Annotated in this window: 24 protein-coding genes, 1 tRNA gene and 6 pseudogenes; 14 read left to right on the forward strand and 17 right to left on the reverse strand. The window is 62.1% G+C overall.

Annotated features, from left to right (window positions below; translation table 11 throughout):
* Positions 1-21: 21 nt before the first annotated feature.
* Together rnpA and rpmH are read right to left on the reverse strand one after the other, a co-directional pair.
* A complete protein-coding gene (rnpA, locus tag RPMA_RS04780) occupies positions 22-393 on the reverse strand; it encodes a ribonuclease P protein component (RefSeq protein WP_211911773.1) in 372 nt (123 codons plus the stop codon).
* 25 nt (positions 394-418) lie between these two features.
* Positions 419-553: a 50S ribosomal protein L34 gene (rpmH, locus tag RPMA_RS04785; protein WP_011471298.1), complete on the reverse strand. Its 135-nt coding sequence runs from the start codon at positions 551-553 to the stop codon at positions 419-421.
* A 445-nt stretch (positions 554-998) separates the two neighbouring features.
* Between rpmH and RPMA_RS04790 the strand changes: the two are divergent.
* Both RPMA_RS04790 and RPMA_RS04795 read left to right on the forward strand, forming a co-directional pair.
* Positions 999-2,475 (forward strand): annotated as a pseudogene (locus RPMA_RS04790) (sensor histidine kinase).
* A gap of 165 nt (positions 2,476-2,640) precedes the next feature.
* Positions 2,641-2,717, forward strand: a tRNA-Arg gene (locus RPMA_RS04795).
* 142 nt (positions 2,718-2,859) lie between these two features.
* Here the strand turns inward: RPMA_RS04795 and gfa are convergent.
* From gfa to xoxF5, 4 genes and pseudogenes are all read right to left on the reverse strand, one after another.
* Positions 2,860-3,422: pseudogene (gene gfa, locus RPMA_RS04800) on the reverse strand (S-(hydroxymethyl)glutathione synthase).
* A 31-nt stretch (positions 3,423-3,453) separates the two neighbouring features.
* A complete protein-coding gene (locus RPMA_RS04805; RefSeq protein ID WP_211911774.1) occupies positions 3,454-4,563 on the reverse strand; it encodes an S-(hydroxymethyl)glutathione dehydrogenase/class III alcohol dehydrogenase in 1,110 nt (369 codons plus the stop codon).
* Between the two features lie 53 nt (positions 4,564-4,616).
* Entirely contained in the window at positions 4,617-5,159 is a 543-nt protein-coding gene (locus RPMA_RS04810; RefSeq protein ID WP_211911775.1) for a c-type cytochrome, methanol metabolism-related, read from the reverse strand.
* A 56-nt stretch (positions 5,160-5,215) separates the two neighbouring features.
* Entirely contained in the window at positions 5,216-7,021 is a 1,806-nt protein-coding gene (gene xoxF5, locus RPMA_RS04815; protein WP_211911776.1) for a lanthanide-dependent methanol dehydrogenase XoxF5, read from the reverse strand.
* 517 nt (positions 7,022-7,538) lie between these two features.
* Here xoxF5 and RPMA_RS28700 point away from each other — a divergent pair.
* The 4 genes and pseudogenes from RPMA_RS28700 to pqqA all read left to right on the forward strand — a co-directional run.
* Complete coding sequence (locus RPMA_RS28700; protein WP_456243456.1) at positions 7,539-8,057, forward strand: cupin domain-containing protein; 519 nt, start codon at positions 7,539-7,541, stop codon at positions 8,055-8,057.
* Complete coding sequence (locus tag RPMA_RS28705) at positions 8,054-8,257, forward strand: hypothetical protein (protein ID WP_456243457.1); 204 nt, start codon at positions 8,054-8,056, stop codon at positions 8,255-8,257. The genes RPMA_RS28700 and RPMA_RS28705 overlap by 4 nt, the downstream gene beginning before the upstream one ends.
* A complete protein-coding gene (locus RPMA_RS28710) occupies positions 8,254-8,466 on the forward strand; it encodes a helix-turn-helix domain-containing protein (RefSeq protein ID WP_456243458.1) in 213 nt (70 codons plus the stop codon). Before RPMA_RS28705 ends, RPMA_RS28710 begins: the two co-directional genes overlap by 4 nt.
* A 119-nt stretch (positions 8,467-8,585) precedes the next feature.
* Positions 8,586-8,654, forward strand: a pseudogene (pqqA, locus tag RPMA_RS28315) (pyrroloquinoline quinone precursor peptide PqqA); the annotation flags it as partial.
* Between the two features lie 87 nt (positions 8,655-8,741).
* On the opposite strand, the pseudogene RPMA_RS04830 reads toward pqqA, so the two are convergent.
* Positions 8,742-9,048, reverse strand: a pseudogene (locus RPMA_RS04830) (EthD family reductase).
* Positions 9,049-9,206: 158 nt separating this feature from the next.
* Between RPMA_RS04830 and RPMA_RS04835 the strand changes: the two are divergent.
* On the forward strand, positions 9,207-10,076 hold the full coding sequence (locus RPMA_RS04835) for a hypothetical protein (protein ID WP_249225552.1): 870 nt from the start codon (positions 9,207-9,209) through the stop codon (positions 10,074-10,076).
* Positions 10,077-10,153: 77 nt separating this feature from the next.
* Positions 10,154-10,363 (forward strand): hypothetical protein, encoded by a 210-nt coding sequence (locus tag RPMA_RS04840; RefSeq protein WP_211911777.1) that lies wholly within the window; start codon positions 10,154-10,156, stop codon positions 10,361-10,363.
* A 15-nt stretch (positions 10,364-10,378) separates the two neighbouring features.
* Here RPMA_RS04840 and RPMA_RS04845 read toward each other — a convergent pair whose 3' ends face one another.
* A complete protein-coding gene (locus RPMA_RS04845; RefSeq protein WP_211911778.1) occupies positions 10,379-10,738 on the reverse strand; it encodes a hypothetical protein in 360 nt (119 codons plus the stop codon).
* Positions 10,739-10,835: 97 nt separating this feature from the next.
* Here RPMA_RS04845 and RPMA_RS04850 point away from each other — a divergent pair, with 97 nt between their 5' ends.
* Complete coding sequence (locus RPMA_RS04850; protein ID WP_408056506.1) at positions 10,836-11,177, forward strand: hypothetical protein; 342 nt, start codon at positions 10,836-10,838, stop codon at positions 11,175-11,177.
* A gap of 16 nt (positions 11,178-11,193) precedes the next feature.
* Here the strand turns inward: RPMA_RS04850 and RPMA_RS04855 are convergent, their stop codons facing one another.
* Positions 11,194-12,012, reverse strand: a complete 819-nt coding sequence (locus tag RPMA_RS04855) for a quinoprotein dehydrogenase-associated SoxYZ-like carrier (protein ID WP_211911779.1) — start codon at positions 12,010-12,012, stop codon at positions 11,194-11,196.
* A gap of 53 nt (positions 12,013-12,065) precedes the next feature.
* Complete coding sequence (locus tag RPMA_RS04860; RefSeq protein WP_249225692.1) at positions 12,066-12,974, reverse strand: quinoprotein relay system zinc metallohydrolase 2; 909 nt, start codon at positions 12,972-12,974, stop codon at positions 12,066-12,068.
* A gap of 159 nt (positions 12,975-13,133) precedes the next feature.
* Between RPMA_RS04860 and RPMA_RS04865 the strand changes: the two genes are divergently transcribed.
* Both RPMA_RS04865 and RPMA_RS04870 read left to right on the forward strand, forming a co-directional pair.
* On the forward strand, positions 13,134-14,036 hold the full coding sequence (locus RPMA_RS04865) for a substrate-binding domain-containing protein (RefSeq protein ID WP_211911781.1): 903 nt from the start codon (positions 13,134-13,136) through the stop codon (positions 14,034-14,036).
* A 32-nt stretch (positions 14,037-14,068) separates the two neighbouring features.
* Complete coding sequence (locus RPMA_RS04870) at positions 14,069-14,593, forward strand: PQQ-dependent catabolism-associated CXXCW motif protein (protein ID WP_211913432.1); 525 nt, start codon at positions 14,069-14,071, stop codon at positions 14,591-14,593.
* 4 nt (positions 14,594-14,597) lie between these two features.
* Here RPMA_RS04870 and RPMA_RS04875 read toward each other — a convergent pair whose 3' ends face one another.
* From RPMA_RS04875 to RPMA_RS04900, 5 genes and pseudogenes are all read right to left on the reverse strand, one after another.
* Entirely contained in the window at positions 14,598-15,188 is a 591-nt protein-coding gene (locus RPMA_RS04875) for a hypothetical protein (protein WP_408056538.1), read from the reverse strand.
* Positions 15,189-15,202: 14 nt separating this feature from the next.
* Positions 15,203-16,009 (reverse strand): ABC transporter permease, encoded by an 807-nt coding sequence (locus tag RPMA_RS04880; protein ID WP_211913434.1) that lies wholly within the window; start codon positions 16,007-16,009, stop codon positions 15,203-15,205.
* Positions 16,010-16,047: 38 nt separating this feature from the next.
* Positions 16,048-16,841: pseudogene (locus RPMA_RS27955) on the reverse strand (ABC transporter ATP-binding protein).
* An 11-nt stretch (positions 16,842-16,852) separates the two neighbouring features.
* A complete protein-coding gene (locus RPMA_RS04895) occupies positions 16,853-17,821 on the reverse strand; it encodes a YVTN family beta-propeller repeat protein (protein WP_249225693.1) in 969 nt (322 codons plus the stop codon).
* Between the two features lie 17 nt (positions 17,822-17,838).
* Positions 17,839-19,019: pseudogene (locus RPMA_RS04900) on the reverse strand (ABC transporter substrate-binding protein).
* Positions 19,020-19,184: 165 nt separating this feature from the next.
* Here RPMA_RS04900 and RPMA_RS04905 point away from each other — a divergent pair.
* Positions 19,185-19,667, forward strand: coding sequence for a DUF3280 domain-containing protein (locus tag RPMA_RS04905; RefSeq protein ID WP_249225554.1), 483 nt, complete (start codon positions 19,185-19,187; stop codon positions 19,665-19,667).
* 1 nt (position 19,668) lies between these two features.
* On the opposite strand, the gene fghA is transcribed toward RPMA_RS04905, so the two are convergent.
* Together fghA and RPMA_RS04915 are read right to left on the reverse strand one after the other, a co-directional pair.
* Positions 19,669-20,514: an S-formylglutathione hydrolase gene (gene fghA, locus RPMA_RS04910; RefSeq protein ID WP_211911784.1), complete on the reverse strand. Its 846-nt coding sequence runs from the start codon at positions 20,512-20,514 to the stop codon at positions 19,669-19,671.
* Between the two features lie 46 nt (positions 20,515-20,560).
* A complete protein-coding gene (locus RPMA_RS04915) occupies positions 20,561-21,181 on the reverse strand; it encodes a response regulator transcription factor (protein WP_211911785.1) in 621 nt (206 codons plus the stop codon).
* A gap of 234 nt (positions 21,182-21,415) precedes the next feature.
* Between RPMA_RS04915 and RPMA_RS04920 the strand changes: the two genes are divergently transcribed.
* The gene (locus tag RPMA_RS04920; RefSeq protein ID WP_211911786.1) at positions 21,416-22,837 is read left to right on the forward strand and encodes a histidine kinase; all 1,422 of its coding nucleotides are present in this window, start codon (positions 21,416-21,418) and stop codon (positions 22,835-22,837) included.
* A 107-nt stretch (positions 22,838-22,944) separates the two neighbouring features.
* The gene (locus tag RPMA_RS04925; protein ID WP_211911787.1) at positions 22,945-25,362 is read left to right on the forward strand and encodes a TonB-dependent receptor; all 2,418 of its coding nucleotides are present in this window, start codon (positions 22,945-22,947) and stop codon (positions 25,360-25,362) included.
* Positions 25,363-25,633 lie beyond the last annotated feature (271 nt).

A 25,633-nucleotide genomic window follows, 5' to 3' on the forward strand; every position in this document is an offset into this window, starting at 1 on the left:
TGGCAGGCCGGAGCCGTCAGGTCACGTCGTTTTTGCAGCAGTGATCTTTGAAGTCGCGGTTTTGGAAGATTGCCGTTCGAGCCTGTGCAGCGCCGAGCGGAGGTCATCGAGCATGGTAGCAAAATCGCGCGTCAGCGCATTGCGACGGCCGACTAGCACATAATCGCTGTGGGCGCGCATAGACAATGGATCGACGCGCTTCACCAGTTCGCGAAGCCGGCGTTTGATCCGGTTCCGCTCGGGCGCGGTTCCATTCTTCTTGGTAACAGTAAAACCGACCCGGACCGGGCCGGTGTCATCACGGTGTCGCTGCTGCAGGACAAAAGCAGGGGCGTTCACGCGCAATGAAGCGGCGACAGCGAGGAAGTCCGCTCGCTGCCGTAACCGCTCCATGATGATGTCTCGGAAGGAGATCCGATCAGGCGCTGAGGCGCTTGCGGCCACGGGCGCGGCGAGCAGCGAGAACCTTGCGGCCGCCAACGGTGGCGAGACGGGCACGGAAGCCGTGGCGGCGCTTGCGCACCAGTTTCGAGGGTTGATAAGTGCGCTTCACGGGTCGTACTCCGAAAGAACCGGGCAATAGACCGCCGTGCTGGCAATCGATCACCAATTAAATTGAGATGTGCCCTAAGACGTTGACTTCGCGAGCCGTTTCCGGCTGCAAGCGCGTTCGACCCCTAAAGGCCGCCCCGACAAAAGCCGGGCCATCGCGGACAGTTGGCCGGCTTATAAGCGAGCGTCCTGTTTTCGTCAATCTTGCCCGGTAACAACTTGCAGCATCGGCTGCGCGAATATCACAGCCATCTTGGCGGAAAACCTCAGATTTGGACAAGTTGACGGGCTGGGCCGCATGTAGTCTGGATGGCCGTCTGTTCGCTGGGCGGACGAGCGCCGTAGTGTGTTACTTTACCGTAACTATTCGTCGCTCGACCCGTATCGCCGAATAGTCCACTTACTAAAAGTCAGCGTCATAACGTCAGAAATTCGAGGCGCATCGCGTGTCATCGGCGGACCAACGACCATCCATCCCAACGCTGGGTCTCGGCCCCTGGCGAAAGCTTGGTCTGTCCGGCAAGTTGCTGCTGCTGACCATTCCGCTCGTTTTGGCGGCTCAGATCCTGATTTACGTGCCCTCGATCGCCAATTTCCGCATCAACCGTCTCAATGACAAACTGGCGGCGGCCAATACGGCCGCGCTGGTGCTGGATGCCGCCCCCTCGGCATGGTGCCGGAATCGCTGTCCCGGCAGATTCTCAGCAGTATCGGCGCGCGGGCCGTGGCCATCAAATGGGGACAGCAGCGCAGGCTTCTGGCCAGCGCCGACCTCCCGGCCCAGATCGATCACGATATCGACATGCGATCGATGACGGTGTGGTCCGCGATCATCGATTCCTTCCAGATGATGTTCGAAACCGGCAATCAGGCCATCCGGGTGATCGGCCCGGCTCCCGGCGGGGCTCAGTTCATCGAGGTGGTGTTCGACGAATTGCCGCTGCGGCAGGCGATGTACCGGTTTTCCAGCAATCTGTTGTGGGTCTCGCTGGGGCTGGCGATCCTGTCCGCGGGGCTGGTCTATATTACCCTGCATTACCTGTTCGTGCGGCCGATGCGGGGCTGACCGCAAATATGGTCGCATTTCACGAAAACCCCGAAAGTCCAGCACGCATCATAGTCCCCAGCCAACGCGCCGATGAAATCGGCGTGGCGGAGCGCGAATTGTCGGACATGCAGCGCGATCTGGTCTCGATGCTGCATCAAAAGAGCAGGCTCGCCGCGCTCGGCCTCGCCGTGTCGAAGATCAATCACGATCTCCGCAATCTGCTGGCATCGTCGCAATTGCTGTCCGATCAGCTGAGCAGTGTGCCGGACCCGCGCGTGCAGCGCTTTGCGCCGAAGCTGATGCGCTCGCTGGAGCGCGCGATCGCCTTCTGTCAGTCGACGCTCTCTTATGGTCGCGCGCAGGAAGCAGCTCCGGATCGACGGCTGATCCTGGTCGAAACGGTCGTCAGTGATGTGCGTGAATCCGCGGGTCTTGCAGCCGATGCATCCATCGGTTGGATTGACGCCATCGAGCGCGGTCTGGTGATCGATGCCGATCCGGACCAGCTGTTTCGGATCCTGCTCAATCTGGTCCGCAATGCCGCGCAGGCCCTCGAAGGACAGCCGGACAGCGACGCAGCGCCGCCGCAGATTCGGATCACCGGGCGCCGCGAAGGCGCCGTGACGATTCTTGAAGTGTCAGATACCGGTCCCGGCGTGCCGCAAAAGGCGAGAGATCACCTTTTCGAGGCGTTTCAGGGATCGTCTCGGCCGGGCGGGACTGGCCTGGGCCTCGCCATCGCGGCCGAGCTGGTGCGCGCGCATGATGGCGACATCAATCTCGTCGAGGGGACGCTTGGTGCAACTTTCCGCATTACGCTGCCAGACCGGCCCGTGGAGCTGCACACAATCCGCTCCGAACGCGCCCGCGCCTGACGGTCGATCATTTTGCGTGTCACATCGATGAAATAACCGGCTCAGGGTGCTTGCCAAGCCGCCTTCGACCCGGTAGCTATGGCCCGCTTTCGCGAACACAGTTTCCCGAAACGCATCGATGTCGGTGGTTCTGCCTTCAGGCTTTTCCGTCCACATCCACAGCACGCGCCCGTAGCTCAGCTGGATAGAGCACCAGACTACGAATCTGGGGGTCAGAGGTTCGAATCCTTTCGGGCGCGCCATTTTATTGCCAAGCGAGACATGCTCTGCGTTCCGGCTCTTACCCAAAGAAGTGATGCCCGCCGCCGGAGCCGGGAGCGGACATCGATAATGGTGCCTCAGCCGGCGCCCGTATAACCGCCGCCAGTTGTCTGTTCTTTGATGTCACGCCGCTTTCGCTGTGGCCACGTGCGTGGCGATCGCATCCATCAGAGGCGGTGACAGGCAGTCATAGGGCTCCAGTCCCAGTTCCTTAAGACGAGCGCGAATGCCACCCATGTCACCCGGGGCACGCCGGATTCGATCACCGACGAGACGAAGGCCGCAAAGCCCGGTGCTGCCGAGCCGGCTTCCTCGAACAGTTCGGGATGGATGAAGTCCAGACCATAGAATGGATGGCCCTTGTTCTCGATGCGTCCATACATATGCGTGCCGCAACCCGTGCAGGCATGGCGCTGGATCACTGCAGCAGCATCGACGACGCGCAGCTTGTCACCATTCTCCGTCACGGAGACGTTCTCGCGCGGTACCACGGCGACGACGGAGAATGTTGCACCTTCCGGTTTCCAGCATTTGGTGCAGCCGCATGCGTGATTGTGGGCAACATCGCCTTTGACGGCGACCTTCACCTTCCGGTCCGCGCATTTGCAGACCAGCGTGCCGCCGGCAAAGTGTCCATTACCTGCCTTGACGCCGCCATCGACCGACGGATGGATATGAACAGTCATCAGTTGATCCTCCCTGTTTTGTTGCCTTGACCTAGAACACCACGACCGAGCGGATCGATTTGCCCTCATGCATCAAATCGAATCCCTTGTTGATCTCGTCGAGCTTGAGCACGTGGGTGATCATCGGATCGATCTCGATCTTTCCGCCCATGTACCAATCGACGATTTTTGGAACGTCGGTGCGCCCGCGTGCGCCGCCGAAAGCGGTGCCCTTCCAGACGCGGCCGGTGACGAGCTGGAATGGCCGCGTCGAAATCTCCTTGCCGGATTCCGCGACGCCGATGACGACGGAGACGCCCCAGCCGCGATGACAGGCTTCCAGTGCCTGGCGCATCACCGTGGTGTTTCCGGTGCAGTCGAATGTGTAGTCGGCGCCGCCATCGGTGAGGCCCACCAGGTGCTGCACGATATCGCCGTCGATCTTTTTCGGATTGACGAAGTGGGTCATGCCGAAACGGCGGCCCCATTCTTCCTTGTCGTCATTGATGTCGACGCCGACGATGCGGTCCGCGCCGATCATGCGGGCGCCCTGGATCACATTAAGGCCGATGCCGCCGAGGCCGAAAACGACGACATTGCTGCCGGGGGTGACTTTCGCGGTGTTCACCACGGCGCCGACGCCGGTTGTGACGCCGCAGCCGATGTAGCAACTCTTGTCGAACGGAGCGTCCTCGCGGATCTTTGCGACGGCGATCTCCGGCAACACCGTGAAATTCGAGAAGGTCGAGCAGCCCATATAGTGATAGATCGGCTTGCCCTGATAGCTGAAGCGCGAGGTACCGTCGGGCATCACGCCCTTGCCCTGTGTCGCGCGGATCGCGGTGCAGAGATTGGTCTTCTGGCTCAGGCAGCTTTTGCACTGCCGGCATTCCGGCGTGTAGAGCGGGATGACATGATCGCCGGGCTTCACCGAGGTGACACCGGGGCCGACCTCGCGGACGATGCCGGCGCCTTCATGGCCGAGGATCGAGGGAAAGATGCCCTCGCTGTCGAAGCCGTCGAGCGTATAGGCGTCGGTGTGGCAGATGCCCGTGGCCTTGATCTCGACCAGGACTTCTCCGGCCTTCGGTCCTTCCAGATCGACCTCGACGATTTCGAGCGGCTTCCTGGCTTCGAAGGCGACTGCAGCACGCGTTTTCATTTTTGGCTCCCGATATCACGCCGTTGGGGCGGGCGGTTTGGCGGCATTTGACGTCACTGCGGCTTGCCCATGCAGGAACTCTCGGCTGCGGTGTAGGCGGCAGGCTTTTCCTCGCGCTTGGCCGGGCGGACGCGGCCGACCGCATCATTGGCGCGGGCGCGCAGATAGATGTAGAGGTCGTCCATGTAGCAGGCGACATTGGTGTTATCGCCGAAGGCGGGCATCACGCTCTCCTGGGACGAATTGACGTTCTTGCGGCCGCTGGCAACGACTTCCAGGAAGGCGCCGTAGTCCATCTTCTGCAGCGAGTCCCGGAGTGCGGGCGCGTAGGTCGAGCCCATGCCGTCGGGGCCGTGGCAGACATGGCATTCCGAGTGATAGCGCCGGTAACCGGAATAGGTGTACCAGTCCACGGTGCCATCGGCGCCGACCTTGAAGGTCGGGTTGCCGTCCTTGTCGAGATATTTGCCTTCCTCGGATTTGACGGCGGTGGGATCGCCGACGTCACCGGCGAAACTCACATGGACGGATGCCACGACGACGATCGCGGCGAGTGCGAAACGGAACTGGCGCAAGAGCTTGTCCTCGGCATGCATTTCAGAAAAGACCGGCGCATGGACGAAGCCATGCGCCGGGTGACGAAGCGGTCAGTTTACTGAGGGAGTGCAAACACCGTGAGCGAGCCGCCGAGCGCCGTGTAGTTGCTCAGGGCAGCGTAGCCGCCGACGGCGCCGAGACCTGCCGTCGGATCCGTCAGGCCGGCTGCGAGACCGATGCCGGCCCAGCCGCCGACGCCGGACAGGATCGCGATATATTGCCGGCCGTTGTTCTCGTAGGTGGTGACATTGCCGATGATGCCGGAGGCGGTCTTGAACTTGTAGAGCTCCTTCCCGGTCTTGGCATCGACCGCCTTCAGATAGCCTTCCAGCGTACCGTAGAACACCACGCCGCCCGCGGTGGCGAGGGCGCCGGACCACACCGAGAACTGCTCCTTGTTGGACCACACGATCTTGCCGGTCTTGTTGTCCCAGGCGATGAAGTTGCCCATGTGGGTTTCACCCGGAGGCGGATACATCGACAGCGTCGCGCCCACATAGGGCTGGCCGGCGGTGTAGTTCACCTTGAACGGCTCGTAATCCATGCAGACATGGTTGGTCGGTACATAGAACAGCTGGGTATCCGGCGAATAGGCGGCCGGTTGTTGGTCCTTGGTGCCGAGTGCCGCCGGGCAGACGCCCTTGGTGTTGACGTCCTCGCCCTGCTTCTCGGTGGAATACTGATCGACCACCTTCGGCCGACCATAGGTCGGCGACGACTTGTTCATATCGACGCCGGTGGTCCAGTTCACCTTCGGATCGTATTTCTCGGCGACGAGCAGTTCGCCGGTGACGCGATCCATAGTGTAGGCGAGACCGTTGCGATCGAAATGCGTCAGCAGCTTGCGGTTCTGGCCGTTCATCTGCTGGTCGCTGAGGATCATCTCGTTAACGCCGTCATAGTCCCATTCGTCATGGGGCGTCATCTGATAGACCCACTTGGCCATGCCGGTGTCGGCATCGCGTGCGAAGATGGTCATCGACCACTTGTTGTCGCCGGGGCGCTGCTTCGGATTCCAGGTCGAGGGATTGCCCGAGCCGTAATAGACGAGGTTCAGCTCGGGATCATAGGAGGTCCAGCCCCAGGTGCAGCCGCCGCCGATCTTCCACTGATCGCCCTGCCAGGTGATCAGGCTGGAATCCTTGCCGACCGGCTTGCCGAGCGCCATGGTCTTCTGCGGATCGAACATGATCTGGTCGTCCGGTCCTTCCGAATAAGCGCGCCAGGCGAGCTTGCCGGTCTTCAGGTCATAGGCGGTCATATGGCACTGAACGCCGAATTCGCCGCCGGAGATGCCGATCAACACCTTGTCCTTGACGACCAGCGGCGCCGATGTGCCGGTGGCACCCTTGCCGGGATCGCCGTTCTTCACGGTCCAGACTTCCTTGCCGGTCTTGGCGTCGAGGGCGACGAGCGTGGTGTCGGCCTGATGCAGGAAGATCTTGCCGTCGGCATAGGCGACGCCACGATTGACGGTGTCGCAGCACATCACCGGAATGACGTTCGGATCCTGCTTCGGCTCATATTTCCAGACGATCTTGCTGTCCTGCGACAGGTCCATCGCAAAGACCTTGTTGGGGAACGGCGTGTGCACATACATCATGTTGCCGATGATCAGCGGCCCGCCTTCATGGCCGCGCAGCACGCCGGTGGAGAAGGTCCATGCGACCTGCAGCTTGCCGACATTGCCGGCATTGATCTGGTTGAGTTTGGAATAGCGCGTGTTGGCGTAGTCCCCCGCGGGCATCACCCAATCTTTCGGGTTGGCCGCCATTTTCGATAGTTCATCATTCGCGATGGCGACGCTGGCGGCAGAAACAGCCATTGTCCCAAGGCAAGTCGCGAGAAGCACCTTCCGCATTGTGACGTCCTCCCAGACATGAGCGCCGGCTCTGTGTGATGATCCGGCATCGTTTTTGGTAGTTCATCAGTAGCTCGCCATGCCTGTGCAGACTTGCCCAAGAGCGAAACCGGCTTGCTTGAAAGCGAAACCACGCAAAATAATTTCACGCACCTCATCATTCGCATCCCTGTCATTCGCGACGCCTGCTGCAGCGCACGCGCATCGTGTGCGCCGCCACCTCCGGTTGATGTTTTGCTTGACGGGGCAAAGCGAAGGTCAGAGGATTGCTATGGAGTTTCGCGAACGGTTCTGAGTCTCATCGTTGGTGCCTCCGCGTCGTCTGGACCATACTTCCTCTCGTCCACGTCGCGTCCATGCATCGATATGTGAGAAACTTTCTTCGATCTGCCGATCGCTCCCGTGAGTAGTTTGTGTCGTTCCATCCTGAGACGGGCGCGTCACTGCGATGGACTTGGATCGGTGACTGACTCATGTCCGAAAGTCTTGGTTCGCTCACCACCTCCGCCTGACGACCGTGAAACAGATTCAGCTTTGGTCAGATGCACTGACCGATCTGTGCGGGCGTTTTGACATCGATCCGCTGGATGCGCCGACATTCGACGGACTGGTCAATTACACGTCGGTGTCGCGGCTGAAGCTGTGCCAGATCGAGGCAAGCCCTCACCGGATCGGCCATGCCGCCTCGCGCATCCGCAACACCGAACATCCCTATGTGAAAATCCTGTTCCAGACGCATGGCATCTCGCATTTCGAACAGGATGGCCGCCGTATCGAGATCGGCCCTGGCGATTGTCTCGTCTACGACGTGTCATGTCCGCATACGATCATCAGCCCGGCCTTCACGCGTCATGACGTCGTCATCGTGCCGAAAGAGCTTTTGCGCGAGCGAGGGCTCGGCAATGGCAATGTCATTGCATGCAAGGTGTCGTCGCGCGTTGGAACGGCCGTATCGCACATGATTTCATGCAGGCCACCTTCATTGAGGCGGCAAAGCTGTCGCCGCAGAATGCCAGCGGCGTTGCCGATTCATTGATCGACATGCTGCTGATGCCGCTGCGCGAAGCAGAGACGACGTTGGATCGCGTCGGCCCGGAAGCGATGTATATCCGGGCGCAGGCCTTCATCCGCGAACATCTGCGCGATCCCGAACTAAGCATCGACCAGATCTCGACGGCACTGCAGTGCACCAAACGTTACCTGCATATGTTGTTCAGCGATCGTGGATCACCGTGAGCGACTATATCTGGCAGACACGGCTGCAGAATTGCCGCAGGAACTCGGAGCCAGGGCGGCAAACGATCACGGATGTGGCCTTCTCGTGGGGCTTCTCCAGTTCGTCGCATTTCAGCCGCGTGTTCCGGAAGTATTTCGGCATCGTTCCTTCCGCGATCCACCGCGCCCAGCATGGCGGCTTGCCGTCGGTGGTCACGCGGCAACTTTAGTTGCGGTGCATCTGCGCTGAAGACTTAACGTCGCAACCAAAAGACGTGACGTTGAAATATCTCGCTTCCGTGACTATCGTGATCGAGCGCGATGTTCGCCATATTCCGAGGAGACCAAGATGAGTTGGAAAGCTCCGAAGATCGTGGAAGTGCAAGTCGGCATGGAAATCAACATGTACGCTTGCGCGCACGTAAGTAACAGAACGATCATCCAGATCGATCTCTCCCGGCTCGCAGGCCTCGGTCGGCGGCCGGCAGTGGCGATCGAGATTCGTTCAGACGGTTTCTGTCTCGAAAATCAGAAGATCCGCGCCGCCATCTGCGAAGTTGGCGAGATCGCCTGCGGCTGCCTGTCCTTCGGGCGAGGCGAGGCCAAGCTTCAAGGCAGCCGCCGATTCAAAATCGAGCGCAGCGACGAGGTGGATGTCGCTATCACCGGCCGGCGTTCCGACGGTGCCTTGCTGATATCATAGCGTTTCAGCCCGGGACCTTCCTGGCCAAGGGGATGTGCACTGTTCGATAATACTTGTCGAAGGCTTCGGGATTTTTCGGTGTCTTGTAGAGCACGAGAAGACGCGCCATTGACCTGTCCTTCCCTGAAGTGGATGTTGTCGTATCAAGTCGCGGTTCGATAGCAGCCGATCTTGATGAGCTGTTCAAGGAAATCCCGTGCGGCATTCGCCGGTGACAGCACAAAGTGATTGCGCGGATGTCTCGTCGATAGATGCAAGCAGGGCCGAATGCAGAAAGCGCGCATGGTCACGGCGATCCGGGGCGTTATTGTTGCGACGGCGATGCTCGTTCCGTCATGCGCGTTCGCCGGTTACATCGACACGGAGCATATTTTCGCGTTCATGATCGGCAGCGATATCGGCCAGGTCGGCGAGCGCGAATTCCAGAGCGAAACCACCGGACGCTCCGGCAAGAGCGGCGGCCGCTATCGCGTCGGCGAGCAGGAATTCGAGCTCGAACTGGTGCCGGCACGCGATATCCGCATCGAACTCGGTAGCAGCATTTCGGCCTATGATCTGGCCGGCATTCCGGGTGTCGCGGATCGGCGCGGTTTTGCCTGGCAGGGCGCATCGGTCGATATTCGCTATCGCCTGCTCGATCGCGAGGCCGCGCCGGTGGGGATGACCCTGGCATTCGGCGGCGATGTCAGCCGGCTCGATGAAGGACGCGCGCAGCGGGTGAACGGGCTGGGTGCGGGGCTGAGGCTGGCTTTCGACCGGGAGGTCGCTCCGGGCTTCATCGGTGCGGTCAATTTTCTCTACCAGCCGGAGTGGACGCGTTTCGCCGACACCGGGCGCATGGAGCGGGAATCCGTTCTCGGCGTCTCGCTCGGCATGATGGTGCAGGTGCGCGCCGGCGTTCTGCTCGGCGGCGAGGCGCGCTATCTGCGTCGATACGAGGGGGTGGGCCTCAACGAACTGGCCGGGCAGACATTGTTTGTCGGCCCGACTGCCTACGTCCAGCTATCGCCACGGACACGCCTGACCGCGAGCTGGAGCACGCAGGCCTGGGGGCGTCCGGACGGGGGCGGTTCGGCGCTCGATCTGGTCAATTTTGAACGCCATCAGGCGCGGCTGGTCTACGGCGTGAATTTCTGACGGCCGATGTGGCGAAACTTCAGGCTGCCGGTTGCGTATTCGAGATGATAGACTTCGAACGATCCGGGATAGGTTCAATGAATACCATCAATCTGGTAATGACGGTCTGTGCGGTGATGTCGCCCAACACCTGCGAGGAGCGAAATCTGGTGTTCGCGGCGGATTTCTCGCTCAAGCAATGCACCATGGCGGCGCAGCCCTATATCGCGCAATGGGTCGGCGAGCACCCGAAATGGACTGCCGTGAAGTGGCGCTGCGAATATCCGCGCCCCAACGACAGGGCCTGACGCCGCGGCACGCGGCTATCGCTGTTTGTTGCAGTCCGTCAGATCCTTGTCGGCGATGTCGAACACGGCATCGGCCTTGATCTCGATATTTCGCACCATGCATTGCCGGCCGTCGGGATAGCCGACTTTGGCATCGTAGCGCCCCGGTTCGATGCCGGAAATCCGCAGCCGTTCGTCGTGATCGACCTCCTTGTCCTTGTCGGCCAGTGTCAGATTGGCTGTCCATCTGTCCTGCCCGGCAGGCGATAGCTGGAAGCTGGATATGGTGGCGGTGGTCAGATTCCAGAGGCGGATGCCCTTTCCCGCCTTACCTTGTCCATGCGCCGCGCTGGCAGCCGCGAGCAGGACCGCCGCCATGATTGATGTCCGCAACATCTCGCCTCCCGATCAGTTCACGTTGAACTGGCGAATTTGGTTAGTATAGTTGAGGCGCAATCGCGGCTCGCTTCAAGAGGCGCTCGTGAGACGAAGCATGAATATGAGGAACGTCACCTTCGCACTTGCACTCGCGTGGCCGGGCGCGGCTTTCGCTGCAGAGCTGAACGACTATCCCACCTCGACGCGGGCCGAATATGTGTTCGGCTGCATGAAGGCGAATGGCGAAACGCGGCAATCGATCGAACAGTGCTCCTGCTCGATCGACGTGGTGGCATCGCTGGTGCCGTATCAGCGCTATATCACTGCCGAAACCGCGCTCAGCATGGCGCAGGTGCGCGGCAATCTCAGCGCTCAATTCCGCACCTCCGAGCAGGCGATGAGTGCGGTCAACGAAGTGCGACGCGCGCAGGCCGAAGCAGAGGTGAGGTGCTTCTAGCCCACGCCGTAAATCGCTACATCGTGCTGCCGTCGATCTTCCATTCCTTCTTGAAGACGTGGCCCTCGGTGTCCTTCGCCTCGACGCGAAAGGTCTTCGCGCCATTGGCGACATAGGTGAAGCGGATATTCGGGTCTTCCGAGATCGAGATGCCGCCCTCCATCGCGAGGATGGGGCTGTCGTCCTGCCAGAGCTGCAGCCGGTCGACATAGAAGGCGGGGACGTAGAGCTGCGTGACCTGATCCATCTGCAGGCCGGAATTGTTGGGATGGCCGATCATCACCTGCGCATCGCGGGGGCCGCCATTCGCGCTATCCGCCGCCTTCGTGAACTGCCGGTAGCGGATCTGGCCGAGCCGTCCTTTGGCTTCCTCGGCATTCTTCGCGGCTGGGGCCGAGCAGCCACCCGAGGCTTTCACGTAGGTCTTCACCATATAGAGCTTGCCATCGCTCGCTTCTGCGACCGCGTGGACATTGGTGTAATTGTTGACGCGGACGCGGGTCGCGATCTCCGACACACGCGCATCGGCGCCCAGTGTGAACCTGGCGGCCATCGGCGCCGGATTCTCGTCGATCACCAGCGTGATGGCGACGATACGTTGAGCGGGATCCGTTGCCGGCTTGATCCGCAGCGTCACCGGAACGATGGCTGCGTCCTCCGCGCGTGTCGGCATATCGAGCGCGATCAGCGTGCTGCCGTCATCCATCGGCTTGCTGTCGAAGATATCCTGCACCAGGCCGGGCCACGGATCGTCCTTCTCCGCACCCATGGCCGGCGCGGCCAGCAAACCCAGAACGACGACGATGAAGGCATTGCGAAGAGTGATTCCCGGCATGGCACGATCCTCACCAAGGGAAGCGACGCACACTATCCTAGCGCAACGCGCGCCTATTCCCATTCAAATTGTGAGTATGCTGCAGTTGCGTTGCGGATGTTGTAGTCGTCGAAAAGCTCCCAATTACCGCGCTCGGTCGCCGCTGCATGTTCCGCTGCGCGCGCGATCGGCCTGCCCTCCATGACATCGCGGCGGATATCGGCGGCGAGTGTTTCGAGATACCGCTTTTCGGCCACAAGCCCGTCCGGCCATCGACTGACGGGGCCATGACCGGGAACGACGCGTTCGGCGGGGATCGCGGCCAGATCGTCGAGGATCTTGAGCCAGGCCTTGATGCTGCCGTCGATCACCGGGATATGGCGGACAAATACGAGGTCGCCGGCGAACAATGTTCTGGACGCCGGATCGAACACCGTGACGTCGCTGTCGCTATGGGCGACCGGCCATGCCTTGACGATGATTGGCCGCGCGCCGAGGTCGAGCGTGAGCGAACCGTCCACCAGCCGCGTCGGCGGCACGATGCGGACCTCGTCCATCAGATCGCCGCCCATGCTGCGCCGGAAGGCCTCGAGATAGAACGGCCCGCGCGCCGCCAGCGCCTGCGGCAGCCGCGCATGTCCCACGAACTCTACCCCGTCGGCGGCAAAGGCGGCGTTTCCAAACAGGTGATCGGGATGACCGTGGGTGTTGATGACGTAGCGGATGGGCTTGTCGGTGCGGGCGCGGATCGTTGCCCGCAACTGGCGTCCCTCGCGCACACTGCCGCCGGTGTCGATGACCGCCACAGCCTGTTCGCCGACGATGAAGCCGATATTCGCGATGGCGCCGTCATTGTCCGATGCCATCAACGCCATGCGGCCCTCATGCACGAACACGCCGGGCGCGACCTCGCTGACGGGAAGCGATCTCTCCTGCGCGTGCACCGACGGTGACGCGATCGATGCTGTCAATGCGGTGAGCATCGCAATGCAAAATCGCATGCATCTTCTCCTCGCGATCCCCGGCGATGTTCATGCGCCGCAACATCGGCGAATACGAATTCTATCTTGCACGCCGAAATTGAGAAGCATAGCCTCCGCCGCAATCATGGATGTCGTGTGAAGCGCAATCGCAGGTGACGCATGTCACATTATGCCGGACGGGTCGCTGCCTATCGATGGCCGACAAGCGCAATCGTCGTCGGTGCGCTGGTTGTCGCGGGCCTGTCCGCCGCGCTCGCGCAGCCGGCGCCAGCGCCGACCGGTGATCTGTCGGTCGAACTGATCGACCCGCACGTGCTTCGTGTTTGTGCCGATCCGCGCAACATGCCGTTCTCGAACGAGAAGGGCGAAGGCTTCGAGAACAAGCTTGCCGAGCTGTTTGCAGCGAAGCTGCAGAAGAAGCTGGATTTCGTGTACTTTCCGCAAGCGACGGGCTTCGTGCGGATGACGCTCGGCGCCCATCGCTGCGATGTCATCATGGGGTTTCCGCAGGGTGACGATATCGCACAGGGAACGAATCCTTACTACCGAACCTCCTATGCGCTGGTGTCCAAGCGCGGTTCGGGGCTCGAAGATGTCGCGTCGCTCGAAGATGCGCGACTGAAGGACAAGCGCATCGGAATCGTGGCCGGAACGCCGCCCGCCACGAATATGGCCGTCAACGGATTGATGGTGAATGCCAGGCCGTATCCGCTGGTGATCGATACGCGCATCGATTCGTCGGCGGCAATGATGATCAAGGATCTGGCGGAAGGCAGCATCGATGCCGCGGTGCTGTGGGGGCCGATGGCCGGCTTTTACGCAAAGACCTCCGATCCGCCGCTGCATGTCACGCCGCTCGTCAGGGAGACGACGGGACCACGGCTCGTCTATCGGATCGGCATGGGCGTTCGCGCGGGCGACCAGAACTGGAAGCGGCTGCTCAATCGCCTGATCCAGGAGAACCAGCCGGCGATCAACAAGGTTCTGCTCGATTTCGGCGTGCCGCTGCTCGACGAGAACAATCGCCCGATCGGCGCGGAGTCCGCCGCAAAGGCGCCGTGACCCGGCGGGCTGCGGCTGCGATTGCCGTTCAGATGTTCGCGATGATGCCGGCCTGTGCGCAGGAGATGGTCGCCGAGCCCGAGCTTTATCGCACCGAAGACTATCGCGCGCCGACGCCGCCGACATTGCGCGGGGCGCGTGTATTAACGACGGCGGAGGCCGAGGCGATCTGGCGCGACAGGCGCGGTGCCTTCATCGATGTGATGCCGCGCCCGCCGAAACCGGCCAACCTGCCTGCGGAAACGATCTGGCGCGACAGGCCGCGTCACAATATTCCCGGCAGCTTGTGGCTGGTCGATACCGGTTACGGCAGGCTCGCTGCGGAATCCGAGACCTACTTTCGCGATGGTCTCGCGCGCGCATCGGGCGGCAACAAGGACGCGCTGCTCGTCTTCTATTGTCAGGCCAATTGCTGGATGTCCTGGAACGCCGCGAAGCGGGCTGTGTCCTATGGCTACAGCCGTGTTGCCTGGTTTCCGGACGGCACGGACGGCTGGGAGCAGGCGCGCCTGCCATTGGTGGATGCGCAGCCCGAACCGAGGGCTGCTGCGAAATAATGCGCTATTCCATTTCCTGCTGAATCGTCCGGCTCAGCGCGAACAGGCGCTGGTCGATGATGGTCGGCACTTCGCAGACAAAAGCGACGACGCGGCGGCGATCGTCGAAGATGCGGGCTTCCCACAGAACCTGGTTGTTCAGTTCATCGATCCGGGCCTGATCGGGCGATGCTGCGCCCTGGATCGCTTGCAGGGCGGCGGTATCCGTCCGGATTTTCTCCACCGCATCCCGCTGCTTGCGCATCACGCGTTCCAGCCCGTTCAACACCGCGGAGCGTTGTGCGTTCAGGCTGTCGAACAGGCCGGCGAAGACCAGTTTGCCGAATTTCACCTTGTCGTTCGATCGGGCGAGAAAGTCGGCTGCAGCTTTCCTGGCCTGTTCGATCGGAACGCGGCGCGAGGCCAGTTGCTCGACCAGTGCAACAACCTCAGCATCCTCCTTCCAGGCATTCGCAACGTCGTCGATCGGCGGCCCGGCCCACACGGCGGGGAGTGAAATCTCGGGCACCTTGGCCTGGATGCATGGCCAGTCCGGATATCGCGGATCAGCGGCCTGCGCGACGCCATGGGCAAGCATTATGACTGCTGCGATCATCGCCATTCTGTTTTTCACGTGTCGCCTCCCGCCGGGGCGCGGCGCGCGATGCCGCGGCCCGGATCGTAAGCCATGATGGCGCCGAGGGTGAATGCAGCGGTACAGCCGGCGACCACCGCGAGGGACAGCCAGTTCATCCTGTCGTAAAGCGCGAAGCGGATCAGCTCAACGGCATGGGTGAAGGGATTGAACTGACAGAGGGAGTACAGCGCCGGACTTCCCTCCTGCACGCGCCACAGCGGATATAGCGCCGACGATGCGAAGAACATCGGGAAGATCACGAAATTCATCACGCCCGCAAAATTCTCAAGCTGCCGGATGCCCGACGAGATCAGCATGCCGAGCGATCCCAGCATCAGCCCGGAAAGGATGAGCGCAGGAAGCACCGTCAGGTAACCGATCGGCGGCGGCGCGATGTCCCAGAACCATGCGATCAGCAGGAACGCATAGACCTGCAGCAGCGACACCAGTGTTCCCGCCAGCAATTTGCACAGCAGCAGAAACCAGCGCGGCAACGGGCTGACCAGCAGCGTCCGCATATTCCCGGTCTCGCGGTCATACACCATGGATAGCGACGACTGCATACCGTTGAACAGCTGGATCATCGCGATCAGGCCGGGCGCGATATAGACTTCATAGAGGATATAGGTCTCGTAGGGTGGGATGATCGAGATTCCGAGAACCTGACGGAAGCCGGCGGCGAAGATGAACAGCCAGACCAGCGGGCGTACCAGCGCGGATACGAAACGTTCACGCTGATGCAGGAAGCGCAGCGACTCGCGCCACAGGATGCCGTTCAGGCATGTCAGATAGCTGCTCATATTGAAGCGCGTGGGCGCGGATGTGATGGCGGTCGTGCTCACGAGGCGCTCCTGCGATCCGCTGCGGCGACGAGGCTGCGGAAGCCGGTCGCGAGATCGGCGGCGCCGGTCTCGCGCAGGACGTGCGGCACCGGCCCCCGCGCCAGCACGCGGCCCTGATGGAGCACGACGAGGTCGTCCTGCGCGGAAACCTCGTCCAACAGATGGGTTGCCCAGAGCACGCCGAGGCCCTGCTCGGCCACGAGCATCCGCACATGCCCGATGATGTCGGCGCGCGCCTGAACATCGAGGCCGACAGTCGCTTCGTCGAGGAGAAGCAGTCGCGGCCGGTGCAGCAAGGCGCGCGCAATCTCGACACGGCGCATCTGCCCCCCGAGAGCGCCCGTACCTTGTCGTTGGCCCGATCGGCAAGTCCGATACGTTCGAGCAGTTCGACGCTGCGCACGCGGGCGTCGCTTCGCGGAATGCCCTGCAGCGCCGCATGATAGAGCAGGTTCTGCATCACCGAGAGTTCGAGATCGAGCGTGCGCGGCTGGAACACCACGCCGAGCGCGCGCAGGGCATCGCCTGGATTGGCGCCGATGTCGTGGCCGAACACGGCGACGCGCCCGGATCGAACGGCAAACAGCCGCGTGATCAGCGCGAACAGCGTGCTCTTTCCGGCACCATTGAGGCCGAGCAGGGCCGTGAAGCCTCCCGGCGCCACGTCAAACGAGACATCCGTCAAGGCGCGCCGATCGCCATAGGCGTGGCCGACTCCGGCGACCGACAGCGCAGGCACCGTCGGGATGGTCACCTCCTGCGCTTGCAGGGATGGCGTGACCTGTTTGATGGCGACGGCGCTCATGGTCGCGCCATGGCGATGCCCCAGGGCAGTTCGCCGACCTGAATGGTCTTGATCACTTTCTGCGCGGCGACATCAATCACTGAGACATCGTTGGAGACACCATTGGTGGTTAGCAGATATTTTTCGTCCGGCGTGAAGGCGACGTGCCACACGCGCTGGCCGACCAGCAGATATTTGAGCACTTTGCGGCTGGCGACATCGACCACGGCGATGCGGTTGGCGGGGCCGAGCGCGATGAAGGCGGTCTTCGCATCCTTTGTCATGCCGATACCGACCGGCTGAATGGCTTCGCGCCTGAGGCCGGGGATCTCGAATGTGATCTTGTGGATGACGTCCCGCTTCGCCGGATCGATCACCGAGACGGTGCCGCCGATCTCGGACGACACCCATAGTTCCGAGCCATCGCGCTTGAATTCGGCATAGCGCGGGCGTGCATCCACCAGCACGTTGGCGACGATCTCGCGGGTCGCCGTGTCGATGAAATGCGCCATGTTGGTGGTTTCGGATGTGTTGATCAGGATCTTGCCATCCGGGCTGATCGCCATGCCCTCCGGTTCGACGCCGACCTGCACATCGCCGATACGCGCGCGCTTCTCGATATCGACGATGGTAACCGTGTTGTCGTTCTCGTTGGCAATGTAGAGAATCTTGCCGACGGCATCCTGCGTGAAGAGTTCGGGATCCGGCCCGGACGGCAGGGAGTCGATGACCTTCCGGCTGGCGACGTCGATCACCTGCACGGTGTCGTCATCGCCGACTGCTACCAAAACGGACTTTCCGTCGCGCGTCAGCTCGATGCCGCGCGGGCGCTGGCCGACCTTGATCGTGGCGGTGACGGTCCAGCTATCGGTGTCGATCACCGAGACGGTGTTGCTCTTTTCATTCGAGATATAGGCGAGGAAGGCTGCGGCAGGCTCCGCCCGGCCGAGACCTATGGCGATGCCGATCACGCACATACATCGCATCGTCGCGGAACGCATCATCATGGCAGCCTGCATTTGCTTTCGGGGCGATCGATCCCGAGCGTGTCGAGTTCGGAGAACTGGTGCAGGAAACCTTCCTGCGGCGACACAGACACGACCATGCGCCCGTCCACCAGCAGGATCGGCTGGCGCAATTGCAGGTTCCAATCGCGGACGGTCAGTCGCTGGCCCTTGAAGCCGGCAATGGAAAATTCCGGCGACTTCAAGAAGGCGAGAATGGCTTTGCCATCGCCGGAACCGGCGCGCGATGCGGCTTCGCCGATCATGCGGGTGGCGAGCCAGGCCTGCATGTCCAGTGCCGTCATGCGGCGGGCGTTGAGCTTCATGAAGCGGTTCTGAAGCTGGATCGCCCCCATTGGTCCTGCGCTGCATCCCAACTAGCTGGCCGCAGTCCCGCCGATCCGGCAACCGGTCGTGCGTCCCATGTGCGATAGGGCAGGTGGGACGCGAACACTTCGCTCTCGTCGGCAGCGATGAGGACGTCATAGGCGGGAGCCTGCTGCGTGAAGACGGGGATCTGCTTCTGGATCAGCGCCACGCCGCTATCGGTCCGGCGGGCGCCGCCTGTATCCTCGAACACGCGCTCCTGCACGATCTTGGCACCGAAGCGCGCAGCGGCACGGCGATAGGCGTCGGCCTCGAGCTTGTCGCTGTCATGCGAGCCGGTGACCAGGAGCCAACGCTTCCACTGCTTCCACACCAGATATTGCGCCAGCGCATCGGCGAGCATGGAGCGGGTTGGCGCGATGTGGATGACATTGGAGCGGCAATCGGTTTCACGCAGCCGGTCATCGCTCGCACCGACATTGAAGAGCACGGTGCCTTCGTCGCGCACGGCGTCCGCCGCTTCCAGCAAGGCAGCGGCAGGCAGATCGGCAATGATGAAGGAGTTGCGACTGGCGAGTTCGCGTGCCGCCCTGGCCGGATCCTTGCCTTCCCGGAGGCGCGCCTCGTCGAGTCTGAACTGCTGGTTCAGGAACTTTCCGGTGGTGTTGTTATCCGCGACGGCTAGCCGTGCGCCGGCCATGCCATCATCGTCCGACGGCAGTTCGACGAAAGAGAGCGTCGCCTTGACGCCGGCCTGACCGAGATAGCCGATGCCGATCACTGCCGGATCTGCGGCCAGAGCAGGAGACGTCACGGCGCACAGAGCGAGTGCGCCGATCAACCACCCAATCATGAATCCTCCCGATGCTCCTTCCGGGCTTGGCGCGCGCGAAGGGCTTCTTGGCTTGAAACATGCCTCAATTGGCGTAGCTTGCAACCTGAGATTTCGAGGTCGCGTTGAATTTTGACGATGCGGGGGTCTGCGATGAAAGCGTGGGCGACGGCCGGATTGTTACTCGTGGCTGCCACTGCTGCTCACGGCGCCGAGCCCAGAGTTGCCGTGTTCGACTTCGAACTGGTCGATACGAGTCTCGATGGCGAGCTGAAAGGGCCGCGCGACGACGAACACGAAAGGCTGCTGCGCATCAGCGCTCAGCTGCGCGAGCAGCTCCGGCAGTCAGGCCGGTTCGAATTGCTGGACATGACGCGGCTCAATGCTGCAGCGCATGAGAAAAATCTTCAGGCTTGCGGCGGCTGCGATGTGCAGATGGCGCAGGAGGCCGGCGCGGACCTCGCTATCACAGGCACCGTGCAGAAGATCTCCAACCTCATTCTCAACATGACGATATATCTGCGCAGCACACGCACCGGGCGGCTGGTGACGACCATGAATGCCGACTTCCGCGGAAACACGGACGAGTCGTGGTCGCGGGCAGTCAGCTATCTGGCGCGCAATCGCCTGCTCGCGCCGAATTACGGTGCGCCGCAGCTGGCACAATAGCTCAAACCTTGAGCCGCGTTGCATGCCAGCGCAAATGATCGGCCATGAAGGTCGAAATGAAATAGTAGCTGTGATCGTAGCCGGGCTGGCGGCGCAGCGTGAGCGGAATGCCGGCCGTCTCGCAGGCGCGTTGCAGCAATTCCGGCCGCAGCTGCTCGGTCAGGAAATTGTCGGCATCGCCGTAATCAACGAGGAACTCGGAAAATCTTGCGCCGTCCTCGATCAGCGACACTGCATCGTGTTTCCGCCAGGCAGCCTTGTCATCGCCGAGATAGCCGCCGAGTGCCTTGATGCCCCACGGCACCTGGGACGGTGCAACGATCGGCGCGAAGGCGCTGCCCGCGCGATAGCGGTCGGGGTGACGCAGCGCGATCGTCAGTGCGCCGTGTCCGCCCATGGAATGACCGAGGATCGACTGCCGGCTGCCATCGATAGGGAACTGCGCGGCGACGAGTTCCGGCAATTCCTCCGTGACATAGGTCCACATGCGATAGTTGCGTGCGTAAGGCTCTTGCGTGGCATCGACATAGAAGCCGGCGCCAAGCCCGAAGTCATAGGCATTATCGGCATCGCCGGGAACGTCGGCCCCGCGGGGGCTGGTGTCCGGCGCAACGAAGATCAGGCCGAGTTCGGCACAGGCAGCGCGGAAATCGCCTTTCTCGGTCACATTGGCATGGGTGCAGGTGAGGCCGGACAGATACCAGACGACGGGAAGTTTTGCGCCGTCCGGATGCGGTGGGACATAGACCGAGAACGTCATCTCGGTCCCGGTCGCGCTGCTGGCATGCTTGTAGACGCCCTGCGTGCCGCCGAAGGATCGATTGAGCGAAACTGTCTGCATGGTCATGGCCCTGCCGGTTCGATGCGAGGCTGCAGAAGCCGGCGCGATCAAGTCAGGCGATGCCGCGCTCGATGGCGAAGCGCACCAGCTCGACCGAACTGCGAACTCCGAGCTTCTGCCGCATCAGTGAAGATGTATTGGCGACTGTCTTGTAGGAGGCATGGACCATCCATGCAATCTCGGCGAGGCTCTTGCCGGCGCCGAGCAGCCGCAGGATTTCCATTTCGCGTGAATTCAACTTCGCCAGAGGGCTTTGCGCGAGCGACGGCCCCGCGAAGGCGAGGCTGCGCGCCATCGCAGATGGCAGATACACGCCGCCCCGCGCAACTTCGTAGACCGCTTCGAGGAGATCATGCGGGTCGCCCGTCTTCGAGACGTAGCCCTTGGCGCCGCTCTCGATGGCGCGGGCGGCGAACACCGGGTCGTCATTCATGCTGAACATGATGATGCGCGCATTTTCGTCGCGTAGCCGGATGCGGCGCGCCAGTTCATATCCGGAAACCGTCGGCAGGTTGATGTCGATGATGCAGATATCGGGATCGCCGGTCAGGAAAACCTGCTCACCGCTGGCTGCATCGGAAGCCTCCAGCAGCTCGATATCGGGATCATCTGCGAACACGGCGCGGCACCCGGATGTCACGATGGGATGGTCATCCACGATCAGAACGCGCATGGGGCGCTCCCGCACATTTCGCCAGCAGGTCTCATATCGACACGTCTCAAGCCTGCAACGGATTGCTGCGCTGCATTGCGATGTCGCTAAAAATCGCGGTGCCGCCAGCATGCGCCTTCGGAATGACACGACTGGCAACTGAAGGTCGCATGTGATGAGATATGAACGCCGTCGAATTTCGCTGTCAAGTTCATAGTCGCAGCAGGCAGTCGTGCGGCTGGTGGAAGTGCTTTCATGTGGCAGAACCTGTCGCTCCGTGCCCGTATCAATCTGCTCGTGGCTGTCGTGCTGGCCCTCGGTCTGATCGCCAATATCGCGCGTCTGGCGCTAGATGCCGCGCCGCGTGTCGAGGCCGAGGATCAGAGCGTCATCCGGCTGACACGCGAATTCATCGAAACTATCGGACCGAGTCTCAGCGGCACGCAAAATGCGGATGCGCGGCTCGATGAAATCGTCGCCGATCTGAACCGGCTGCGACATGTCAGCATCGTCAGACAAAGTGAGGAAAGCGCGCCGTCTGCGAAGAGCGAAAGCCGGGATCGGCACGATGCTGTGGGCTCTCCGCCATCCTGGTTCGTGTCGCTGATCCACCGGGAACGGACATCCGTCCCGGTGTCGGTCACCATCGGCGGGAAGCGGGAAGTGCTGACGATTACATCGCATCCCGACGACGAGATGCAGGAGATCTGGGACGGGATCGTCACGCAACTGGCGCTCGGCCTGATCGTCGCATTGGCACTGTTCGCGGTGACGAGTCTGGTGATCAAGCGCGCGCTGGCGCCGCTTGATGCGCTGGCGCAGGCGATGGGCGACATCGAGGTGGGAAACTACCAGACGCGCGTCGCGCCTGCGGGAGCGCCAGAGCTCGCGGCGCTCTGCACCAGGATCAACCATCTCGCCGTCACGCTGGACGGCGTGCTCGAGGACCGGCGACGGCTGGCCGAGCGAAGCGTTTCGCTGCAGGATCAGGAGCGCAAGGAGATCGCACGCGAACTGCATGATGAGTTCGGGCCATATCTGTTCGCCATGCGCGCCCACGCCGGCGCGCTGATGCGTCTGGCTGGCCAGGATCCAGCCGACAACGCGGCGCTGTCGAAGCACGGTGCCGCCATTCTGACGCAAGTCGATGCCTTGCAGCAGTTCAATCGCCGGATTCTCGAGCGGCTGCGTCCGGTCGGGTTGACAGATCTCGGCCTCGCCGGCGCTATCGGCGTGTTACTGCGGCTGTGGCGCGAATCCCGCCCGGACGTCGTTATCGAAGCCCGCATCGCGCCAGAACTCGCCCGCTTTGGTGAGGTCGCCGAACTGACCGCCTATCGCCTCGTGCAGGAAGCGCTCACCAACGTCTTCCGACACGCACAGGCAACACAGGTGACTGTGACGATCACGCCTCTGCAACAGAAAGCCGCGACGACGGGGCACGGCAGCGTGTCGGTGCGCATACAGGACAATGGCCGCGGCCTCGATCGCAGCCGCAATGGCGGGCTCGGGCTGCTTGGCATGCGGGAACGGGTCTGGGCCTTGAGCGGGACGCTGGCCATTACCTCCGATGCCGATGGGGTGATCGTCGAGGCCATCATTCCCGTGATGCAGCAGTGGTCGGATGCGCCCGCGTTGCAGGATCGGGAATTTGTCCCGACCTTGTCGGGAAAATAGCTCGGGAGGATTTCGACACTTTGCGGATAGCGGTCCCCTTGCCGCAGGCTAGTATCCGCCTACCGAACGGCGCCAGCAGAGCGGCCGATGTGGACGGGGTGGAACAGATGCGCGTGCGTGTACTGGTCGTCGCTTCGCTGCCGATAGGGCTTTTGCCGTTACCGACCTGTGCCATCGCGCAAAGTCCGCCCGGCGAGGCGCAGGTCCTGCCCGCGGTGGTCGTGTCGGCACCCGCCGCCGCCAGCAAGCGCGGTCCCCGCCGTCAGGCCACCCCGCGCGTCGTCCAGCAGCAGCGCACGGTCTATGTGTATCCGACCACGCCGACCGCGCAGTCCGGCATCGATTCCAGCAAGGTGGCCGCGAGTATCAATTATGTCGATGCCCGCGCCATCGAACGCACCAATTCGCTCAACGTCACCGACGCCCTGCAACAGCAGGTGCCGGGGATACTGATCAACGAAGTCGCCGGCAATCCATTCCAGCCCGATCTGCAGTTTCGCGGTTTCGTCGCATCGCCGGTGGCCGGCACGCCGCAGGGACTCGCGGTCTATCAGAACGGCGTGCGGATCAACGAGGCCTTCGGGGACACCGTGAACTGGGACCTGATCCCGACGGCGGCGATCCGCTCGGTGAGCGTGATCACCAACAATCCGGCCTTCGGCCTCAATGCGCTGGGCGGCGCGGTCAATATCCAGATGAAGGACGGCTTCAACTATCACGGCGCTGAGCTGAGCGTGATGGGCGGCTCGTTCGGCCGCATCCAGGGCTCGGCGCAATGGGGCAAGCAGGTCGATGGATTCGCCGTCTATGGCGCGCTCGAGGGCGTGCATGACAAGGGATTCCGCAATTTCTCGGCATCGGACATCCGGCGTTTCTACGGCGATGTCGGCTATCGCAGCGACAGCAGCGAGTTTCATCTCAATATGGGCGTCGCTGACAACAAGTTCGGCGCGGCGGCGACGGTGCCGGTCGAGCTGCTGCAGCGGAGTTACGGCGCGACCTATACGACGCCGCAGACAGCAAACAATCGCGTCGGCTATCTCAATTTTACCGGCAAGGCCGAGGCGACGCCCACTTGGACGGTGGAAGCCTCGGCGCATCTGCGCTTCTTCCGGAACAAGACGCAGGACGGCAATCCGACCGGTGTCGAGCGTTGTCAGGATCCGACGCTACTGTGCTTCAACGATGACAATACGCCGGCGAACGGGCTGAACGGCGTGCAGCTCGCAAATCCGTTCGCTGATGGCGCCGTTCTCGGCGAGAACGACCGTACCACGACGCGCTCGACCACGATCGGCGGTTCGCTCCAGGCGACCAATACCGATCAGCTGTTCGGCCATGACAACCGCTTTGTCGTGGGCGCCAGCTATTCGTCCAGCGTCAGCCGTTTCACGGCAAGCGCCGAACTCGGCACCATCGGACCCGACTATGTCGTCACCGGCAGCGGCATATTCCTCGGCCCGTCCGGCGAGCCGGTCGGGATCGGCCCGGTCTCGTTGCGCACCACCAACCGCTATGGCGGCATCTATGCGCTGGATACGTTCGACGTCACCAGCGCCTTCTCGATCACTGGCGGCGGTCGCTTCAACACGGCGCAGATCGTGCTCGAAGACCAGATCGGCACCGCGCTCAATGGCAACGAGACCTTCAACCGCTTCAATCCGATCATCGGCGGCACCTACAAGATCACGCCGGGACTGACGGCCTATGCCGGCTACTCGGAAGCCAACCGCGCGCCGACCCCGCTGGAGCTCGGCTGCGCGGATCCGGCGAATCCCTGCATCGTGGCGGCGTTTCTGGTGTCCGATCCGCCGCTCAAGCAGGTCGTCTCGCGCACCATCGAGGCGGGCGTGCGCGGCAGCAGCCAGCTGAATCTCGGCACGTTCGGCTGGAAGCTCGGCGCGTTCCGGGCCACGAACGCCGACGACATTCTGGCGATCCCGAGCCCGGTACTGCAGGGCTACGGCTATTTTCAGAATGTCGGATCGACGCGCCGGCAGGGCATCGAGGCGGAAGTGACGTTGCGTGCGCCGACGCTCCAGCTCTATGCCAGCTATGCCTTCATCGATGCACGCTTTCTCGACGCGCTCGCGATCGGGTCGAACAGTCCGTTCGCGGACGCAGACGGCAACATCCAGATCTTGCCCGGCAACCAGATTCCGGCGATCCCGCGGCATCGTGTGAAGGCCGGGTTCGACTATGCGGTGACCGACGCCTTCAAGGTCGGAGGCGACGCATTGTTCGTCAGCAGCCAGTATTACGTCGGCGACGATTCCAACCAGGCGCCGAAGCTGGAGTCCTATGCGGTGTTCAATGCGCATGCGTCGTATCAGATCGACAAGTCGGTGCAGGTGTTTGCCCGCATCGACAATATCCTCGACCGGCGCTACGCGACCTACGGCACATTCTTCGAAACCGACTCGGTGCCCAATTTCGCCAATGGCGGTGCAGAGTTCACGGACCCCCGCTCGGTCAGTCCGGCGCGGCCGCGCGCCTTCTATGCGGGTGTGAAGGTCAGGTTCTGACAGGCGCAGGTCACCGCCCCGCGTCCAGTAGCCATAGCCGAGCGAGCCGATCAGGGCTGCACCCGCTAGCCACAGCATGAGGATCGCGATCATGATAAGAGTTCGCAGTTCTATTCTGACTGGCGCGCCATTTTTCAAGATTTGCAATGATACTGCCAGCCGTTGAGCGTGCGGCAGCTCATGCCTTGAGCGGCATCGCTTCAGCAATCTCGCATCGAAGCTTCAAGATCAGTGCATGTCTTCTAGACGCGGCCGGGCATTTTGGCTCGGC

Source organism: Tardiphaga alba (genome assembly GCF_018279705.1).
GTDB classification, from domain to species: Bacteria; Pseudomonadota; Alphaproteobacteria; order Rhizobiales; family Xanthobacteraceae; genus Tardiphaga; species Tardiphaga alba.

Bases quoted from the DNA above. Each gene is read 5' to 3' on its own strand.
- rnpA (WP_211911773.1), bottom strand. From the start codon at position 393: ATGGAGCGGTTACGGCAGCGAGCGGACTTCCTCGCTGTCGCCGCTTCA.
- RPMA_RS04805 (WP_211911774.1), bottom strand. From the start codon at position 4,563: ATGAAAACGCGTGCTGCAGTCGCCTTCGAAGCCAGGAAGCCGCTCGAA.
- RPMA_RS04810 (WP_211911775.1), bottom strand. From the start codon at position 5,159: ATGCATGCCGAGGACAAGCTCTTGCGCCAGTTCCGTTTCGCACTCGCC.
- xoxF5 (WP_211911776.1), bottom strand. From the start codon at position 7,021: ATGCGGAAGGTGCTTCTCGCGACTTGCCTTGGGACAATGGCTGTTTCT.
- RPMA_RS04835 (WP_249225552.1), top strand. From the start codon at position 9,207: ATGCAGAAAGCGCGCATGGTCACGGCGATCCGGGGCGTTATTGTTGCG.
- RPMA_RS04840 (WP_211911777.1), top strand. From the start codon at position 10,154: ATGAATACCATCAATCTGGTAATGACGGTCTGTGCGGTGATGTCGCCC.
- RPMA_RS04845 (WP_211911778.1), bottom strand. From the start codon at position 10,738: ATGTTGCGGACATCAATCATGGCGGCGGTCCTGCTCGCGGCTGCCAGC.
- RPMA_RS04850 (WP_408056506.1), top strand. From the start codon at position 10,836: ATGAATATGAGGAACGTCACCTTCGCACTTGCACTCGCGTGGCCGGGC.
- RPMA_RS04855 (WP_211911779.1), bottom strand. From the start codon at position 12,012: ATGCCGGGAATCACTCTTCGCAATGCCTTCATCGTCGTCGTTCTGGGT.
- RPMA_RS04860 (WP_249225692.1), bottom strand. From the start codon at position 12,974: ATGCTCACCGCATTGACAGCATCGATCGCGTCACCGTCGGTGCACGCG.
- RPMA_RS04865 (WP_211911781.1), top strand. From the start codon at position 13,134: ATGTCACATTATGCCGGACGGGTCGCTGCCTATCGATGGCCGACAAGC.
- RPMA_RS04870 (WP_211913432.1), top strand. From the start codon at position 14,069: ATGTTCGCGATGATGCCGGCCTGTGCGCAGGAGATGGTCGCCGAGCCC.
- RPMA_RS04875 (WP_408056538.1), bottom strand. From the start codon at position 15,188: ATGATCGCAGCAGTCATAATGCTTGCCCATGGCGTCGCGCAGGCCGCT.
- RPMA_RS04880 (WP_211913434.1), bottom strand. From the start codon at position 16,009: ATGAGCAGCTATCTGACATGCCTGAACGGCATCCTGTGGCGCGAGTCG.
- RPMA_RS04895 (WP_249225693.1), bottom strand. From the start codon at position 17,821: ATGCGATGTATGTGCGTGATCGGCATCGCCATAGGTCTCGGCCGGGCG.
- fghA (WP_211911784.1), bottom strand. From the start codon at position 20,514: ATGACCATGCAGACAGTTTCGCTCAATCGATCCTTCGGCGGCACGCAG.
- RPMA_RS04915 (WP_211911785.1), bottom strand. From the start codon at position 21,181: ATGCGCGTTCTGATCGTGGATGACCATCCCATCGTGACATCCGGGTGC.
- RPMA_RS04920 (WP_211911786.1), top strand. From the start codon at position 21,416: ATGTGGCAGAACCTGTCGCTCCGTGCCCGTATCAATCTGCTCGTGGCT.
- RPMA_RS04925 (WP_211911787.1), top strand. From the start codon at position 22,945: ATGCGCGTGCGTGTACTGGTCGTCGCTTCGCTGCCGATAGGGCTTTTG.